Raw genomic sequence first — 15142 nt, 5'->3', positions numbered from 1 at the left:
AACCCCTTGAGCCCTTTCGCGGCTCAAGGGGTTTTCCTTTTACCGGGACTCACTCGGGGCGCAATGACAGCCCCGTGTATTCAACGCGGTCCTCGTCGAGCAGGGCGACCTGCTCGACACCGGATTCGAGCAGGTCACGCCAGTTTTCACCCAGCCAGGACTCGGCGTCGGCCTGACTTGGAAACACTTCTCGCGGCAAAGGGCGATCTGTTACCTCACCACCACTTGCATTTTCATAACGCCACCGCCATGTCATGCCATACGCTCCTTTTCCGCCAGTTCGCCGGCGCACCCTCCGCAGGCACTGGAACCCTACTCCGGCGCCCGGAGTTCCATCGATGCCGCGCGCACATCGTGTCGTCCCCCGCCGGTGCGGCGAAGCGGGCGGCCGTCGCCCTCGCCTTTCGCGGCTCTGTACGCTCGGCGCGGTGAAAGTCCTCCTCACCGGCACGGCGGGCGGCGCGGGCTGGCCCGAGCCCGGCTGCCGCTGCGTTTCGTGCGCCGCCCTCCCCTCCGGCCACCGTCGCCCCTTCGGCGCGGTCGTGGACGGCCTCGCGCGCTTCTCCCTCACCGACGGCTTCACCAGCGGCTCCCCCGACTCCCCCGACGGCCGCGCCGGCCGCGCCGGCGGCGTGCTGCCGGACGGCTACCGGGCCTGCGCCGGCGGCCTGGCCCTGACCTGCCCGGACGGCTCCAGCCTCCTCTGCCTGCCGCCGGGGCGGCCGGTGCCCGCCGACGGCCCCGCCAGGTACGACGTGGTGCTGATCGACCTGCTCGACCGCCCGGAGCGCCTCGGAGAGCTGCGGCGGGCGGGGCTGGTGGACGGCGCGACCCTGGTGGTGGCCGCCTGGCTCGATCACCGGGTGCGTTCGGAGGAGGAGCTGGCCAGGCGGCTGCGGCTGTGGGGAGCGCGCCTGGTCACCGACGGCGCCGAACTGAACGTCACGACCGCCGGCGCCGAGCCGGACGTCACAGCCGGTGGCCCCGAGCTGAACATGACAGCCGCCGGCGCCGCTCAGGACCCGCCGCCCCGGCGTGCGCTGCTACTGGGCGGCTCCCGGTCCGGGAAGTCGGCCGAGGCGGAGCTGTGGCTGGCGGCCGAGCCGTACGTCACGTACGTCGCCACCGGCCCGGACGGCGCGGGCGACGGGGAGTGGGCGGCCCGGGTGCGGGCGCACCGGGAGCGGCGGCCCGCGCACTGGGACACCGCCGAGACCATCGACCTGGTCACGGCGATCCGCTCGGCGACCGCGCCGCTGCTCGTCGACGGCCTGGGGACCTGGCTGGCGGCGGTGTTCGACGAGCACGGGGCCTGGGAGGGCGACCGGGCTCCCGTCGAGGCCCGCTGCGACGAGCTGGTGGCGGCGTGGCGGCAGACGCCTGAGCGGATCGTGGCGGTGTCGGACGAGGTGGGGCTGGGGGTGGTGCCCGCGACGGCCAGCGGGCGGGCGTTCAGGGACGCCCTGGGCCGTCTCAACGCGCGTCTGGCCGCCGAGTCGGAGCAGGCGGCGCTGGTGGTCGCGGGACGCGTCCTCGACCTCTGACTTCGCTCAGGAGCCGTGACGGCCCGGAGCTCACATGGGGCCGGGTGAGGGACGGGCCCGGTCGGGTGAGACCGGGTCGGATCGGGTCAGGAACGTGCGGCTCTGGCGTACCAGCGGCCGTCGAGGCGGTCCACGTGCAGGGAGCGGCCGAAGCAGTCGGAGAGGTTGGCCGGGGTGAGGACGTCCGCCACCGGGCCCGAGGCCAGGACGCGCGCGTCGCGCATCAGCATGGCGTGCGTGGTCGTCGCCGGCACCTCCTCAAGGTGGTGGGTCACCGTCACGGTGGTGAGCACGGGCCTGGTCGTGGCCAGGTCTTCGACGGCGGCGATGAGGTCTTCGCGGGCCGGGAGGTCGAGGCCGGCGAACGGCTCGTCGAGCAGTAGCACCGCCGGGTCCGCCATGAGCGCCCTGGCCACCCTGATCCGGGCCCGCTCCCCCTGCGAGCAGACGCGGAACGGCCGCTCCGCCAGGTCCTTGCAGCCCAGGTCGGCCAGGAGCCGGTGGGCTCGGTCGTGCTCGGTGTCGCCGTACTTGTCCCACAGCGGCACGCTCGTCCCCGTGTGGCCGGTGAGCACCACCGTGTGGGCGGTCGCGCCCTCCTCCTCCAGCAGTTCCTCGTCGATCAGCCCCTGGCTGACCGCGACGAGGCCGATGTGGCGGCGCAGCTCACGGACGTCGACCCGGCCGAGCCGGTGACCGAGCACCTTGACCGTGCCCTCGCTGGGATGCCGTACGGCGCCGGCCAGCGACAGCAACGTCGTCTTTCCCGCGCCGTTGGGGCCGAGGACCGCCCAGTGGTCGCCGTAGTCCACCTGCCAATCAACGGCGTCGAGCAGTGACTTGCCGACGACCCGGACACCTACGCCTTCCAGTTCAACCACGTGCATCCCGCCACACTAGTGGGCCCTAGGATCGTCCGTTATGCGTCTGGTGCACGGGCTGCGGTTCGCCGTGGGCACGCTCAGCGTGTTCCCCGTCCGCGTGGAGCGGGTGGATCGGGAGGTGGCGGGGCAGGCGATGACGCTGGCCCCGGCGGTGGGGCTGGTGCTCGGATCCGCAGCCGGGCTGCCGCTGCTGCTCGGTCTGCCGCCCCTGCTGGGAGCGGCGCTGGCGCTCGGGCTGCTGGCCCTGCTCACCCGGGGGCTGCACCTCGACGGGCTGGCCGATCTCGCGGACGGGCTGGGGAGCGGGAAACCGGCCCAGCAGGCGCTCGACATCATGAAAAAATCGGACATCGGGCCGTTCGGGGTGCTGACCCTGGTGTTCACGCTGATCATCCAGATGGCCGCCCTGGCGGAGACCGGGTTCGCCGCTCTGGTCACGGCCTGCGTGGCGGGGCGGCTGGCGCTCACGTGGGCCTGCCGCGCGGGCGTCCCCGCCGCCCGGCCCGACGGCCTGGGCGCGATGGTGGCGGGTACGGTCGGCCGCTCCGCCGCCTGGCTCGCCACCCTGGCCGCACTGCTGGGGACCGCCGTGCTCGGCCTGCTCACCACCCCCGGCGCCGGCATCTGGGCCTTGGACGGCCGGCCGCCGACGGGCTCCTCCCTCACCGAGCCGGCGCCCACCGCGCCCACCGAATCGGCGCCTCCCGGATCGGCGTCCGGCGAATCGGCGCAAGCCGAGGAGAGGGCCGCCGTCTCGGCGCAGGTGCTCTGCCGCCTCGGCCTTCCCGCCGGAGGGAGCGAGGCCGAGGGAGGCGTCCACGACGGCATCGCCTGCCCCTCGCCGGACCCTCTCACCGGTCGGTTCGTCGCCGTGGCCGTGGCGGACGAGCCGGAGGAGCGGGCCGGGGGCGTCGGGCTGGGGTTGTCCGGTGTGGTGGCGGCGCCGATGGCGTTGCTGGCCGGGCTGGCCGCCGCGCTGATGCTGCTGCGGCGGGCCAGGCGCCGCCTCGGCGGGATCACCGGCGACGTCCTGGGCGCCCTCGTGGAGAGCGCCGCCGCCACGGCACTGGTCGCAGCGGTCGCCCTTTCGTAAGCGATCCTTCGGGCGAGCGGGCGCCCCTCCCCGGTGGACGCGCTCCGGTAACGGGTCTCGTGCGGGAAGCGCGAGGGTGATCCCCGTACGGCGGGGCGGGGTCAGGCTTCGGCGGCCTGTGAGGGTGAGTGCCGCTCCGCGGGGTCCGCGGTGGGCGGCTGCGGGGGGCGTACCGGGAAGAAGCGGAGGAGGACGGCGCCGACCAGGGCCAGCAGGACCCAGCCCACCAGGCCGGTGATCCCGGCCAGGACCTCGTTCGGGGGCGCGGCGGCGGAGCCGAGCAGCAGGGCGGGCGGGGCGACGGCGTTCAGCGAGCCGTGGGCGACCACCGCCGGCCACACGCTGCCCGTACGCAGCCGCAACCACCCGATCAGCACCCCGGCCAGCACGCAGAAGCCGATGAAGAACAGCGCCGCCCACGAGCCCAGCCTCGGGTAGTTGTAGCCGAGCAGGGTGAGCGGGGCGTGCCACAGGCCCCAGATCGCCCCGGACATCAGCAGGCCGGCGACCATGCCGTTCGTGGAGGTGAGCCGGGGCAGCAGCCAGCCGCGCCAGCCCCACTCCTCCCCCAGCACCGGGATCGCGTTCAGCACCGGCCCGGCCGCGATGGCCACCACGAGTTGCAGGACCACCACCGTGCCGAGGTCGGCGGGGACCTGCATGCCCCGGGCCTCCAGCGCCGCCCTGAGCAGGCTGAACTCCTCCAGGTCCAGGGAGACCAGGCCGACGGCGGCGCTGAGGCCCATGGCGAGCAGCACCAGCAGCGGCACGCCGAGCCAGGCGGCCAGCACGAGCAGGCCCGTGCGCCCCTTCCGCTCGCCGAGCGTCAGACCGGTGTGCGTGGCCCACTCACGGAACGGCGTGCGCGAGACGGCCCACACGCCGAGCACGCCCACGGCCGGTGTGAACATCATCAGCGTGGCCAGTCCGGCAAGCTGCGGCGAGCCCAGTCCTCCGTTCAGCCAGAGGGGCAGCGCCGCCGCCCAGGACAGCCCGAAGGCCGGGACGATGAAAATGAGCAGAGGTCTCTTCATGACTCCACACGCTCCGCGATTAGGGCGTTGATGAGGGATGCGCCGCGTTCGGCGTCGTCGATGCTGATCGCGAGCCGGCCGCCGGAGCGGTAGCGGAGGACCAGGCACTCGCCACCACGCAGCATGATGGTGGCGCTTCCCGGCACTCCGCGAAAGCCCCAGCCGCCGACCTCGCCGGGCCGGCGCTCCTCCGCCCAGGCCGCGTCGATCCTGGACAGCAGGATCCGGCGCGCCGGCCATCCCAGCGCGCCGAACGCCAGCCTGACCGCGTCGTCCCCGGCCCGGACGGTGACCGACATGGTCACCAGGGAGAGCGCGAGCACCAGGACGAGGCCCGGCAGGACGGCGGCGGCGACGCCCTCCGGTATGACGCCCAGGAAGGTCGGCACGGCCACCCCGGCGACGGCGGCGAACGAGACGAGGGCGACCGCGGAGAGCCACGGGTTGCCGGTCCGGCTGATCCAGACCGTCCGCTGGCCGGGCTTGAGCCGCAGGCGCGGCGGTGACTGGCTCTCCGGGGCAGGCCGGTCGGGGGCGCCCCGGCCCAGGTATCCGGCGAGGAGGCCGGTCGCGACCATGGTGGCGAGGACCGCGGGCAGGTGCCAGCCCGGCTGGACGGCCGCTCTCCAGTCGGCGGCGTCGAGGTTGGCCGCCAGCGTGGAGGCGTTCGCGGCGAGCATGAGCGCGCCCGCCCCGAAGAGGGAGCCCCGCGAGACCATCCGGTGGACGCGCCGCCCTTGCCCCCGCGCACTGACCGCCAGCAGGAGCAGCCACGTCCCGGCCCAGATGATCGTGATGGTGACCAGGTGTCCCGTGAACGAGTTGGAGCCGTCGGGCACGCTGCCCGACCAGTGCGTGGCCATCGGCTCGGGCAGCCGGTCGCGTACCGGGAAGGAGGCCAGGAGCAGCACGGCGGTCACGGCCGGTCCCCACGCGGCGGCGATGACATGGGGTTTCACGTCAGTTCCTCCAGGATGGTGATGAGGTCGTCACGGCTGTAGCCGTGCTTCTTGGCCTCGTCGAGCAGTTCGCGCGCCCGCTGCGCGATCAGGGCGCGGCCGTCGGCGCGCCCGGACACGCTGACGCCGCGGCCCCGCCTGAACTCCAGCAGCCCCTCGTCCCGCAGCTCACGCAGCGCGCGCAGGACGGTGTTGGGGTTGATGCCCAGTGCGCCGGCCAGGTCCCGGGCCGGCGGCAGGCGGTCGCCCGGCCGGTAGGAGCCCTCGCCGATGGCGCGGCGGATGGCGCCCGCGACCTGCTCGTGCAGCGGCCGGGCGTCATTCATATCGAGGGTCAGCAACATGGTGCTAATGAGACTAGCACCATCAATCAGGATGCACTGACCATTGATTGGTAGGATGAACCCCTGTTTGTGAGTACGTAGAAACCGTGGATAGCATCGGTTTACGTGACCACTGTGCGGCTGAACTCAGCAGATCCAGTCTCCATCGACACCGACGCGTTGGTCGTCGGCTTCCGGTCGGGCCAGGACGGCCCCGCCCCCGCGACGGGCGGCGAGGCGCTCGAGGCCGCCTTCGGCGGCAAGCTCGCCGCCTCGCTCAGCGCCGTCGCCTTCTCCGGCAAGGCGGGTGAACTGGCCAAGCTGCCGACGTTCGGCGCCATCGCCGCCCCGCTGCTGGTCGCCGTCGGCCTGGGCGAGTCCCCCGGCCCGGAGGGTCTGCGCCGCGCCGCCGGCGCCGCCGTGCGCTCCCTGGCCGGCACCTCCCGCGCCGTGCTCGCCCTGCCCGCCGGCACCGCGGAGGAGGCCGAGGCCGTGGCGCTCGGCGGGCTGCTGGGCGCGTACGCCTTCGCCCGCTACCGCACCAACGGCGAGCAGAAGGCGCCGGTCGCCGAGCTCACGGTGCTGACCGGCGAGCTGTCCGGCGAATCGGAGGCCGTGGCCGAGCGCGCCGGTGTGCTGGCCGAGTCGGTCTCGCTGGTCCGCGACCTGGTCAACACGCCTCCCTCCGACCTGTGGCCGGCGAAGTTCGCCGAGATCGCCGAGCGGCTGGGCGGGGAGGCGGGGCTGCGCGTCGAGGTGCTCGACGACAAGCAGCTCAAGGACGGCGGCTACGGCGGCCTCATCGGCGTCGGCCAGGGCTCGGCCAACCCGCCGCGCCTGGTCCGCCTCGCCTACAGCCACCCCGAGGCCGGCAAGACGCTCGCCTTCGTGGGCAAGGGCATCACGTTCGACTCGGGCGGCCTGTCGCTCAAGCCCTCGGCCTCCATGGACTGGATGAAGTCCGACATGGGCGGCGCGGGCGCGGTGCTCGGCGCGGTGCTCGGCATCGCCCGGCTCGGCCTGCCCGTCAACGCCGTCGGCTACCTGTGCCTGGCGGAAAACCTGCCGAGCGGCACCGCGCAGCGCCCCTCCGACGTCATCCACAGCTACAGCGGCAAGACGGTCGAGGTGCTCGACACCGACGCCGAGGGCCGCCTGGTGCTCATGGACGGCATCGCCAGGGCCGCCGAGGACAACCCTGACCTGATCGTCGACGTGGCCACCCTCACGGGCGCGCAGATCGTCGCGCTCGGCTGGCGCACCGCCGGCGTCATGGCCAACGACGACGCCATCAGGGAGCTGGTGGTCGAGGCCGCGGGCGCCGCCGGCGAGGGCGCGTGGGGCATGCCGCTGCCGGAGGAACTGCGCAAGGGTCTCGACTCCCCGATCGCCGACATCGCCAACCTCCAGCCGGAGCGGTGGGGCAGCATGCTGGCGGCGGGCATCTTCCTGAAGGAGTTCGTGCCCGACGGAGTGCGCTGGGCCCACATCGACATGGCCGGTCCCGCGTTCAACAAGGGCGAGCCGTACGGTTACACACCGAAGGGCGGCACCGGCGCCATCACCCGCACCCTCATCGGACTCGCAGAGCGGCACGCGAGCATCTGAAACAAATGAAAAGATGACGGCATCACGAACACCCCGACAAGGAGCCTTCCTGTGGCCTATGACATCGTCGTCCTAGGGGGCGGCAGCGGCGGTTACGCCTGCGCGCTAAGGGCGGCTGAGCTGGGCAAGTCGGTCGCCCTGATCGAGAAGGACAAGATCGGCGGCACCTGCCTCCACAGGGGATGCATCCCCACGAAGGCCCTGCTCCACTCCGCCGAGGTCGCCGACGAGACCCGCGAGAGCGAGGCGTACGGCGTCAAGGCCCGCTTCGAGGGCATCGACGTGCAGGGCGTCCACGCCTTCAAGGACAAGATCGTCACGCGGGCCTGGAAGGGCGTGCAGGGCCTGCTCAAGGGCGCGGGCGTGACGATCATCGAGGGCGAGGGCCGGCTGGTCGGCGCCAACCGGATCCAGGTCGGCTCGGAGGTCGTCGAGGGCCGCAACCTCGTCCTGGCCACCGGCTCGGCCCCCAAGTCGCTGCCCGGCCTCGACATCGACGGCGAGCGCGTCATCACCAGCGAGCACACGCTGAAGATGGAGCGCGTGCCCGCCTCGGTGATCGTGCTCGGCGGCGGCGTGATCGGCGTCGAGCTGGCCAGCGTCTACCGCTCGTTCGGGGCCGAGGTCACGATCGTCGAGGCGCTGCCGCACCTGCTGCCGACCGAGGAGGAGTCCAGCTCCAAGCTGCTCGAGCGGGCCTTCCGCCGCCGCGGCATCAAATACGAGCTGGGCGTCTTCTTCGACAGCGCCAAGACCACCGAGACGGGCGTGGTCGTCACCCTGGCCAACGGCAAGACGCTCGACGCCGAGCTGCTGCTCGTCGCCGTCGGCCGCGGCGCGGTGTCGGCGGGCATGGGCTTCGAGGAGCAGGGCATCACCGTCGAGCGCGGCGCGGTCGTGGTCGACGAGCACTGCCAGACGTCCGTGCCGGGCGTCTACGCCATCGGCGACCTCATCCCGACTCTGCAGCTCGCGCACGCGGGGTTCGCGGAGGGGATCATGGTGGCCGAGCACATCGCCGGTCTCAACCCGCCGCCCATCGACTACGCGGGCGTGCCGCGCATCACCTACTCCGACCCCGAGGTGGCCTCGGTCGGGATCACCTCGGCCCAGGCGGCCGAGCGCGGTCTCGAGATCGTCGAGCAGGTCTACGACCTCGCGGGCAACCCCAAGAGCCAGATCCTCGGCACCGCGGGCGCCGTGAAGGTCATCGCCCAGAAGGACGGCCCCGTCGTCGGTGTCCACATGGTGGGCCGGCGCATCGGCGAGCTCGTCACCGAGGGCCAGCTGATCTACAACTGGGAGGCGCTGCCCGCAGAGGTCGCCCAGCTCATCCACGCACACCCGACCCAGTCCGAGGCCATGGGTGAGGCGATGCTGGCTCTGGCCGGCAAGCCGTTGCACGTACACAACTAGTCCAGCCCTCGAGATCAGAACGCGAGAGAAGAATAACGATGCCGGTCTCCGTACAGATGCCCCAGCTCGGCGAGAGCGTGACCGAGGGCACGGTAACCCGTTGGCTGAAAAAGGAGGGCGAGCGCGTCGAGGCTGACGAGCCGCTCCTCGAAGTGTCGACCGACAAGGTCGACACCGAGATCCCGTCGCCGTCCGCGGGTGTCCTCACCAAGATCGTCGTGGCTGAGGACGAGACGGTCGAGGTCGGTGCCGAGCTCGCCGTCATCGACGAGAACGGCCAGCCGGGCGGCGCCGCTCCGGCGGCGGAGGCGGCCCCCGCGCCGACTCCGCAGCCCGAGCCCGAGCCTGAGCCCGAGCCCGCTCCGGCGCCTCCGGCCTCCTCGATCCCGCAGCCGGCCCCGGCGCAGCCCGCCCAGGCCGCACCCGCCCCGGCGCCCGCGCCGCAGGCCGCTCCCCCGGCTCAGCCGGCTCCGGCCGCCGCGCCCGCCCCGGTGGCGACCTCGGGTGACAGCCCCTACGTGACGCCGCTGGTGCGCAAGCTCGCCAACGAGCACGGGGTCGACCTCGACGCCATCAACGGCACCGGCGTGGGTGGCCGCATCCGCAAGCAGGACGTGCTCGAGGCGGCCAAGGCCCAGCGCGAGAAGGCCTCGGCCGCCCCGGCTCCCGCCGCCGCCCAGCCGGCTCCGGCCGCCGCGGCTCCGGCCCAGGCCGCCGCTCCGGCTCCGGCCACGGCGCCCGAGCCCGTGGAGGTCGACACGACGCTGCGCGGCCGTACGGAGAAGATGACGCGGCTGCGTCAGACCATCGCCAAGCGCATGGTCGAGTCGCTGCAGACGGCCGCGCAGCTCACGTCGGTCGTCGAGGTCGACGTCACGAAGATCGCCCGGCTCCGGGCGCAGGCGAAGGACGACTTCTTCCGCCGTGAGGGCGTGAAGCTGACCTTCACCCCGTTCTTCGCGATGGCCACGGTCGAGGCGCTCAAGCAGCACCCGAAGCTCAACGCCACGATCAACAACGAGACCAACGAGGTGACCTACTTCGACGTCGAGAACCTCGGCATCGCGGTCGACACCGAGCGTGGCCTGCTCGCGGCGGTCGTCAAGAACGCCGGCGACCTCAACCTGGCCGGGATCACCCGCAAGATCACCGACCTCGCCGAGCGCACCCGCAACAACCAGGTGACGCCCGACGAGATCACCGGCGGCACGTTCACGCTGACGAACACGGGCAGCCGTGGCGCCCTGTTCGACACGCCGATCCTCAACCAGCCGCAGGTCGGCATGCTCGGCACGGGCGCCGTCGTCAAGCGGCCCGTGGTGATCGACACGCCTGAGGGCGAGGTCATCGCGGTGCGGTCGATGGTCTACCTGGCGCTGACCTACGACCACCGCCTGGTGGACGGTGCGGACGCGGCCCGCTTCCTCACGACGATCAAGCGTCGTCTCGAGGAGGGCCGCTTCGAGGCCCAGCTCGGCCTCGCGTAAGGCGCGCCTTCAAGGCCGGGCGGCTCCCCCACGGGACCGCCCGGCCTTTCCCATGTCCGGGGCCGAAGCGGGGGCTGGAGCCTGGCCGGGGCGGACGCCGGGGCGTGAGGCGGGGCGGGGACCGGGGGTCGGAGGCGGGGGTTGGGGTTCGCTTTTGGCGGGGGTGGGGGTGGAATCGGGGGGATCTCGGGGGTGTGTTCCGGGTGGGGGCGGGGGTGGCGGGCGTACTGTGGGGTGATGGCGATCATTGTGACGGGGGCGTCGGGGTTGCTCGGGTCGGCGCTGGTGGAGGCGCTGCGGGGTGGCGGGCAGGAGGTCGTCAAGCTCGTACGCCGTCAGCCCCGCGCCGACGACGAGGCGTTCTGGCAGCCCACCGAGCAGGTCCTCGATCTGGGCGTGCTCGAGGGCGCCGAGGCCGTCGTGCACCTGGCGGGGGCGTCGATCGGCGACAGGCGGTGGAACGAGGCGTACAAGCGCGAACTCGTCGCCAGCCGGGTCGAGGGGACACGCCTGCTGGTCAACGCCCTCAGCGAGCTCTCCAGGCCGCCCGAGGTGCTGTTGTCGGCCTCCGGGATGGACTTCTACGGCGACACCGGCGACCGGGTGATCGACGAGAGCCAGGGCAAGGGCCGCGGGTTCCTGGCCGACCTGTGCGAGGTGTGGGAGGGCGAGGCCCGGCGGGCCGGGGAGGCGGGGATCAGGACCGTGCAGGCCCGTACGGCGATGGTGCTCAGCGGGAAGGGCGGGGCGCTGGGGCGGATGGCGCCGATCTTCCGCATCGGGATGGGGGCGCCGCTGGGTTCGGGGAAGCAGTTCTGGTCGTGGATCAGCGTGGACGACTGGGTGGCCGCCGCCCAGCATGTGCTGAAAAATCGGGACATGACCGGGCCGGTCAATTTCGCGGCCCCGTCGCCCGTCACCAACGCCGAATTCACCCGTACTCTAGGAAAAGCCCTGCACAGGGGCACGATGCCCATTCCCGCGCCGGCGTTCGCGCTCAGTCTCGGACTGGGCGAGTTCGCTCGCGAGGGGCTGCTGCCGTCGCACCGGCTCGAACCGGCCAAGCTGACGGACAGCGGTTTCCGCTTCACTCATACACGTCTCGACGAGGCCCTGGCCGCCGTACTCTAGTGTGCCGTTCGTCCTTCAGCAGGTGGGAGAATCTTGACATGAGCCGGTCAGGACAGTCGCACATCCTCGCCATCGGGGGCGGATCCTTCCGCCCGAGCAGGCGTCACAGCTTCATCGAGGCGAGCCCCCTGCTGCGCTACGGCCTCGACCTGACCGGGCAGGACCGGCCGAAGCTGGGCCTGGTCGCCACGGCGGGCGGCGACTCGGCGGACTGGGTGCTGAAGATGTACGGCGCGTTCGCCGGCTGGGACGTCGAGCTGAGTCACCTGACGGTGTTCCCGATGCCCAACGTGCCCGATCCCCGGGCCTGGATGCTCGAACAGGACATGATCTACGTCAGCGGCGGCAGCGTGGCCAACCTGATGGCCCTGTGGCGGCTGCACGGCTATGACGAGGCCTTCGAGGAGGCGTGGCGGTCCGGGGTGGTGCTGTCGGGGCAGAGCGCGGGCGCGTTGTGCTGGCACATCGGCGGCAACACCGACTCCTTCGGCCCCGACCTGCGGGTGTGGGCGGAGGGGCTGGCGCTGCTGCCCTACTCGTGCGGGGTGCACTACAACTCCGAGCCGCAGCGCCGCCCGCTGCTGCAGCAGTCGGTGGCCAGTGGCGAGCTGCCCGGCGGATACGCCGCCGACGAGGGCGTGGGCCTGCACTACGTGGGCACCGAGTTCATCCAGGCCGTCTCCACCGACCCGGGCGGCTACGCGTACAAGCTGGAGAGCGACGGCGACGGAAGGGTAAAGGAGTTCAGGATCGAGCCACGGCTGCTGACCCCCTGATTACCCTTCATGGGTGAGGGAACGGCACAATAGGCTCATGCGCCCCATCCACGGGGACGATCCCCACGCACTCGCCATCGTCCGCCTCGGTGTCGACGTCCCCTACGAGCAGGCCTGGTCGCTGCAGCGCTGGGTGCACGGCAAGCGCGTCGCCGGAGAGCTCACCGACACCGTCCTGATCCTGGAGCACGCGCCCGTCTACACCGCGGGCAAGCGCACCGCCCCGCACGAGCGGCCCTCCGACGGCACCCCGGTCGTCGACGTCGACCGGGGCGGGCGCCTGACCTGGCACGGTCCCGGGCAGCTCGTCGCCTACCCGATCGTCGGCGTCACCGACGTGACCGCGTACGCGTGCCGCCTGGAGGAGACGATGATCCAGGTCTGCGCCGACTTCGGCGTCACGGCCCGGCGCGTGCCCGGCCGCGGCGGCGTCTGGGCGATGGGCGACCCGGCGCTCGGCCTGCCCGACCGGCAGCTCGGCGCGGTGGGCCTGCGGTTCGCGCGGGGGGTGACCATGCACGGCTTCGCGCTCAACTGCGCCAACGATCCCCGCTGGTTCAACCGGATCACGCCGTGCGGGCTGCCCGACGTGGGGGTCTCCTCGCTGTCGGCGGAGACGGGCCGCCGCATCGTGGTCGAGGAGGTCATGCCGATCGCGGAGAAGCGGCTGGCCGAGGCGCTGGGCAGGGAGGCGTACGAACTGCACGAGGAGGATCTGCTCCGCCGGTGAGACGGAGGCCGCCCCGGCGGAGGCCGCGCTGGTGGTGATCCCGCGGCGGTGACCGAATCGGCATCCAAGCGCGGCGGAAAACCGGACGTCTCCGGCTTACGATCGCCCCTGTGAAGCGCCTTTCCGCTCTTGTGCTCGCACTCGTGGTCCACCTGCTGACGCTGGCCTTCGCCGCCCTGGGCGCGTGGCTGATCCTGCGGGCCCCCGGCTCCGTGCTGTCGTGGATCTTCGGTGCCACCGGCCTGGCCATCGCCTGGGCGCTGCGGCCACGCCTGGACCGCCTCCCCGCCGACGCCGAGGTGCTGGAGCGCTCGTCGGCCACCGAGCTGTACGAGCTGGCCGACCGCGTGGCCGACCAGGTCGGCGTCAAACGGCCCAGGAAGATCGCGGTCATGGACCTGTCCACCGAGACCCGTTATGACCATGTCGGCCTGGCGCGTACCCCGGTCCTGGCGGTCGGGCTGCCGCTGTGGCTGGCGCTGCCGCCGAAGCAGCGGGTGGGACTCCTGGCGGCGGCGTACGGGCGGCTGCCGACCGGCGACGAGCGGGTCGTGGCGGGCGCCCTGGTCACGCTGGAGTCCTGGTGGGACGCCCTCCTGGGGGCCGCCGCGCCGCTGCGGGTCAGGGAGGAGGCGCAGACCAAGATCGCGGCCTCGTCGCTGGGCGCGATGGACCACCCGGGCACCACGTACGAGGTCGCGGGCTTCCTCGGCCGCCTGGTCGGCCGGGTCCTCGGCGGCCCGGTGCTGCTCATGCGCTACGCGCTGACCCGGCTGGCCCGCGCCGGCGACGGCCGTACCCGGGACAGGCAGCGGGCCCTGGCGCGGCGGGTCGCGTCCGAGGAGGAGCTGGCCGAGCTCGACGCGCTGGCGGCCGGCGGCGGCTATCTGGCGCCGATCCAGGCGGCGGCGCTGCGCGGTGAGAGCGTGGCCGCGATCAGGCAGGGTGCGCTGGCCCGGTTCCGGCTCACGGCGGACGGGGTGCTCGCCTCGGCGCCGCACTCGGAGCTGCTCGGCCTGCGCGAGTCGGAGCGGATCGACGAGGAGCTGGCCGCCCACTACGCCAGGGCGATCCGGGGTTTCGGGCTCATCTCCTGACCCTGGAGCAGGCCGCTACCTCAGGAGACGTAAGCTGGATTCGTGACCGTTGCCCCTGAAGGCCGAAAGCTCCTCCGCCTGGAGGTGCGTAACGCCGAAACCCCTATCGAGCGCAAGCCCCCGTGGATCAAGACCAAGCTGAAGACGGGCCCCGAATACACCGAGCTGAAATCGCTCGTGCGCCGGGAGGGCCTGCACACGGTCTGTGAAGAGGCGGGCTGTCCCAATATCTACGAGTGCTGGGAAGACCGCGAGGCGACCTTCCTCATCGGCGGCGACCAGTGCACGCGCCGCTGCGACTTCTGCCAGATCGACACGGGCAAGCCAAAGGAATACGACCGCGACGAGCCGCGCAGGGTGGCCGAGTCCGTCCAGCAGATGGGCCTGAAATACGCGACCGTGACCGGCGTGGCCCGCGACGACCTGCCCGACGGCGGGGCCTGGCTCTACGCCGAGACCGCGCGCCAGATTCACGGGCTGCTGCCCGGCTGCGGCGTCGAGCTGCTGGTGCCCGACTTCAACGGCGACCGCGACCAGCTCGAGGAGGTCTTCTCGAGCAAGCCCGAGGTGTTCGCGCACAACGTCGAGACGGTGCCGCGCATCTTCAAGCGCATCCGCCCGGCGTTCCGCTACGAGCGTTCGCTCGGCGTGATCACGACGGCTCGCGAGGCCGGGCTGGTCACCAAGTCCAACCTGATCCTGGGCATGGGCGAGACCCGCGAAGAGGTCTCCGAGGCCATGCGCGACCTGCACGCGGCGGGCACCGACCTGCTCACGATCACGCAATACCTGCGGCCGACGCCGCGCCACCACCCGGTGGAGCGGTGGGTCAAGCCGGAGGAGTTCGTCGAGCTGCAGGCCGAGGCCGAGGCCATCGGCTTCGCCGGGGTCCTGTCGGGGCCGCTGGTCCGCTCGTCCTACCGGGCGGGCAGGCTCTACAAGCAGGCCATCGAGGCGCGCCAGAGCGCCTGAGGGTCCTCCCTCCGAAACGGCCCCCTTCCGGGGCCGTTTTCGCATGTCCGGGCATACCACCCTGTCAGAGGGCATCGCCGACATGACC

At 72.4% G+C, this 15142-nt stretch carries 15 protein-coding genes; 10 read left to right on the top strand and 5 right to left on the bottom strand.

Features of this window, described 5'->3' with window-relative positions; all coding sequences use genetic code 11:
* Positions 1-49: 49 nt before the first annotated feature.
* Entirely contained in the window at positions 50-256 is a 207-nt protein-coding gene (locus tag AB0I15_RS07660; protein ID WP_358091510.1) for a hypothetical protein, read from the bottom strand.
* Positions 257-428: 172 nt separating this feature from the next.
* On the opposite strand from AB0I15_RS07660, the gene AB0I15_RS07655 reads away from it, so the two are divergent.
* Positions 429-1544: a bifunctional adenosylcobinamide kinase/adenosylcobinamide-phosphate guanylyltransferase gene (locus AB0I15_RS07655; RefSeq protein WP_358091508.1), complete on the top strand. Its 1116-nt coding sequence runs from the start codon at positions 429-431 to the stop codon at positions 1542-1544.
* An 86-nt stretch (positions 1545-1630) separates the two neighbouring features.
* On the opposite strand, the gene AB0I15_RS07650 is transcribed toward AB0I15_RS07655, so the two are convergent.
* Positions 1631-2431 (bottom strand): ATP-binding cassette domain-containing protein, encoded by an 801-nt coding sequence (locus AB0I15_RS07650; protein ID WP_358091507.1) that lies wholly within the window; start codon positions 2429-2431, stop codon positions 1631-1633.
* 34 nt (positions 2432-2465) lie between these two features.
* Between AB0I15_RS07650 and AB0I15_RS07645 the strand changes: the two genes are divergently transcribed.
* Positions 2466-3521 carry an adenosylcobinamide-GDP ribazoletransferase gene (locus tag AB0I15_RS07645; RefSeq protein WP_358091505.1) on the top strand — a complete coding sequence of 352 codons (1056 nt, stop codon included), beginning with the start codon at positions 2466-2468 and terminating at the stop codon, positions 3519-3521.
* Between the two features lie 101 nt (positions 3522-3622).
* Here AB0I15_RS07645 and AB0I15_RS07640 read toward each other — a convergent pair whose 3' ends face one another.
* The 3 genes from AB0I15_RS07640 to AB0I15_RS07630 are packed head-to-tail and all read right to left on the bottom strand — an operon-like array spanning position 3623 to position 5858.
* Positions 3623-4555, bottom strand: coding sequence for a CPBP family intramembrane glutamic endopeptidase (locus tag AB0I15_RS07640; protein WP_358091503.1), 933 nt, complete (start codon positions 4553-4555; stop codon positions 3623-3625).
* Entirely contained in the window at positions 4552-5514 is a 963-nt protein-coding gene (locus tag AB0I15_RS07635; RefSeq protein ID WP_358091501.1) for a hypothetical protein, read from the bottom strand. The genes AB0I15_RS07640 and AB0I15_RS07635 overlap by 4 nt, the downstream gene beginning before the upstream one ends.
* Complete coding sequence (locus AB0I15_RS07630; protein ID WP_358091499.1) at positions 5511-5858, bottom strand: GntR family transcriptional regulator; 348 nt, start codon at positions 5856-5858, stop codon at positions 5511-5513. The genes AB0I15_RS07635 and AB0I15_RS07630 overlap by 4 nt, the downstream gene beginning before the upstream one ends.
* Positions 5859-5963: 105 nt before the next feature.
* On the opposite strand from AB0I15_RS07630, the gene AB0I15_RS07625 reads away from it, so the two are divergent.
* The 8 genes from AB0I15_RS07625 to lipA all read left to right on the top strand — a co-directional run bounded on the left by AB0I15_RS07625 (position 5964) and on the right by lipA (position 15054).
* Entirely contained in the window at positions 5964-7445 is a 1482-nt protein-coding gene (locus AB0I15_RS07625) for a leucyl aminopeptidase (protein WP_358091497.1), read from the top strand.
* A 51-nt stretch (positions 7446-7496) separates the two neighbouring features.
* A complete protein-coding gene (gene lpdA, locus AB0I15_RS07620) occupies positions 7497-8861 on the top strand; it encodes a dihydrolipoyl dehydrogenase (protein WP_358091495.1) in 1365 nt (454 codons plus the stop codon).
* 38 nt (positions 8862-8899) lie between these two features.
* Entirely contained in the window at positions 8900-10348 is a 1449-nt protein-coding gene (sucB, locus tag AB0I15_RS07615) for a 2-oxoglutarate dehydrogenase, E2 component, dihydrolipoamide succinyltransferase (protein WP_358091494.1), read from the top strand.
* A gap of 237 nt (positions 10349-10585) precedes the next feature.
* Positions 10586-11479, top strand: a complete 894-nt coding sequence (locus AB0I15_RS07610) for a TIGR01777 family oxidoreductase (protein ID WP_358091492.1) — start codon at positions 10586-10588, stop codon at positions 11477-11479.
* A 38-nt stretch (positions 11480-11517) separates the two neighbouring features.
* On the top strand, positions 11518-12255 hold the full coding sequence (locus tag AB0I15_RS07605) for a peptidase E (RefSeq protein WP_358091490.1): 738 nt from the start codon (positions 11518-11520) through the stop codon (positions 12253-12255).
* A 37-nt stretch (positions 12256-12292) separates the two neighbouring features.
* The gene (gene lipB / locus AB0I15_RS07600) at positions 12293-12985 is read left to right on the top strand and encodes a lipoyl(octanoyl) transferase LipB (protein WP_358091488.1); all 693 of its coding nucleotides are present in this window, start codon (positions 12293-12295) and stop codon (positions 12983-12985) included.
* A 110-nt stretch (positions 12986-13095) separates the two neighbouring features.
* Complete coding sequence (locus AB0I15_RS07595) at positions 13096-14082, top strand: hypothetical protein (RefSeq protein WP_358091486.1); 987 nt, start codon at positions 13096-13098, stop codon at positions 14080-14082.
* Between the two features lie 42 nt (positions 14083-14124).
* Entirely contained in the window at positions 14125-15054 is a 930-nt protein-coding gene (gene lipA / locus AB0I15_RS07590; RefSeq protein ID WP_358091484.1) for a lipoyl synthase, read from the top strand.
* Positions 15055-15142: the final 88 nt, after the last annotated feature.

The sequence above is a fragment of the Nonomuraea sp. NPDC050643 genome (assembly GCF_040654715.1).
Lineage (GTDB): Bacteria > Actinomycetota > Actinomycetes > Streptosporangiales > Streptosporangiaceae > Nonomuraea.
The sequence above is the reverse complement of the archived record's forward strand: the minus strand, read 5'-3'. Positions and strand labels throughout refer to the sequence as shown.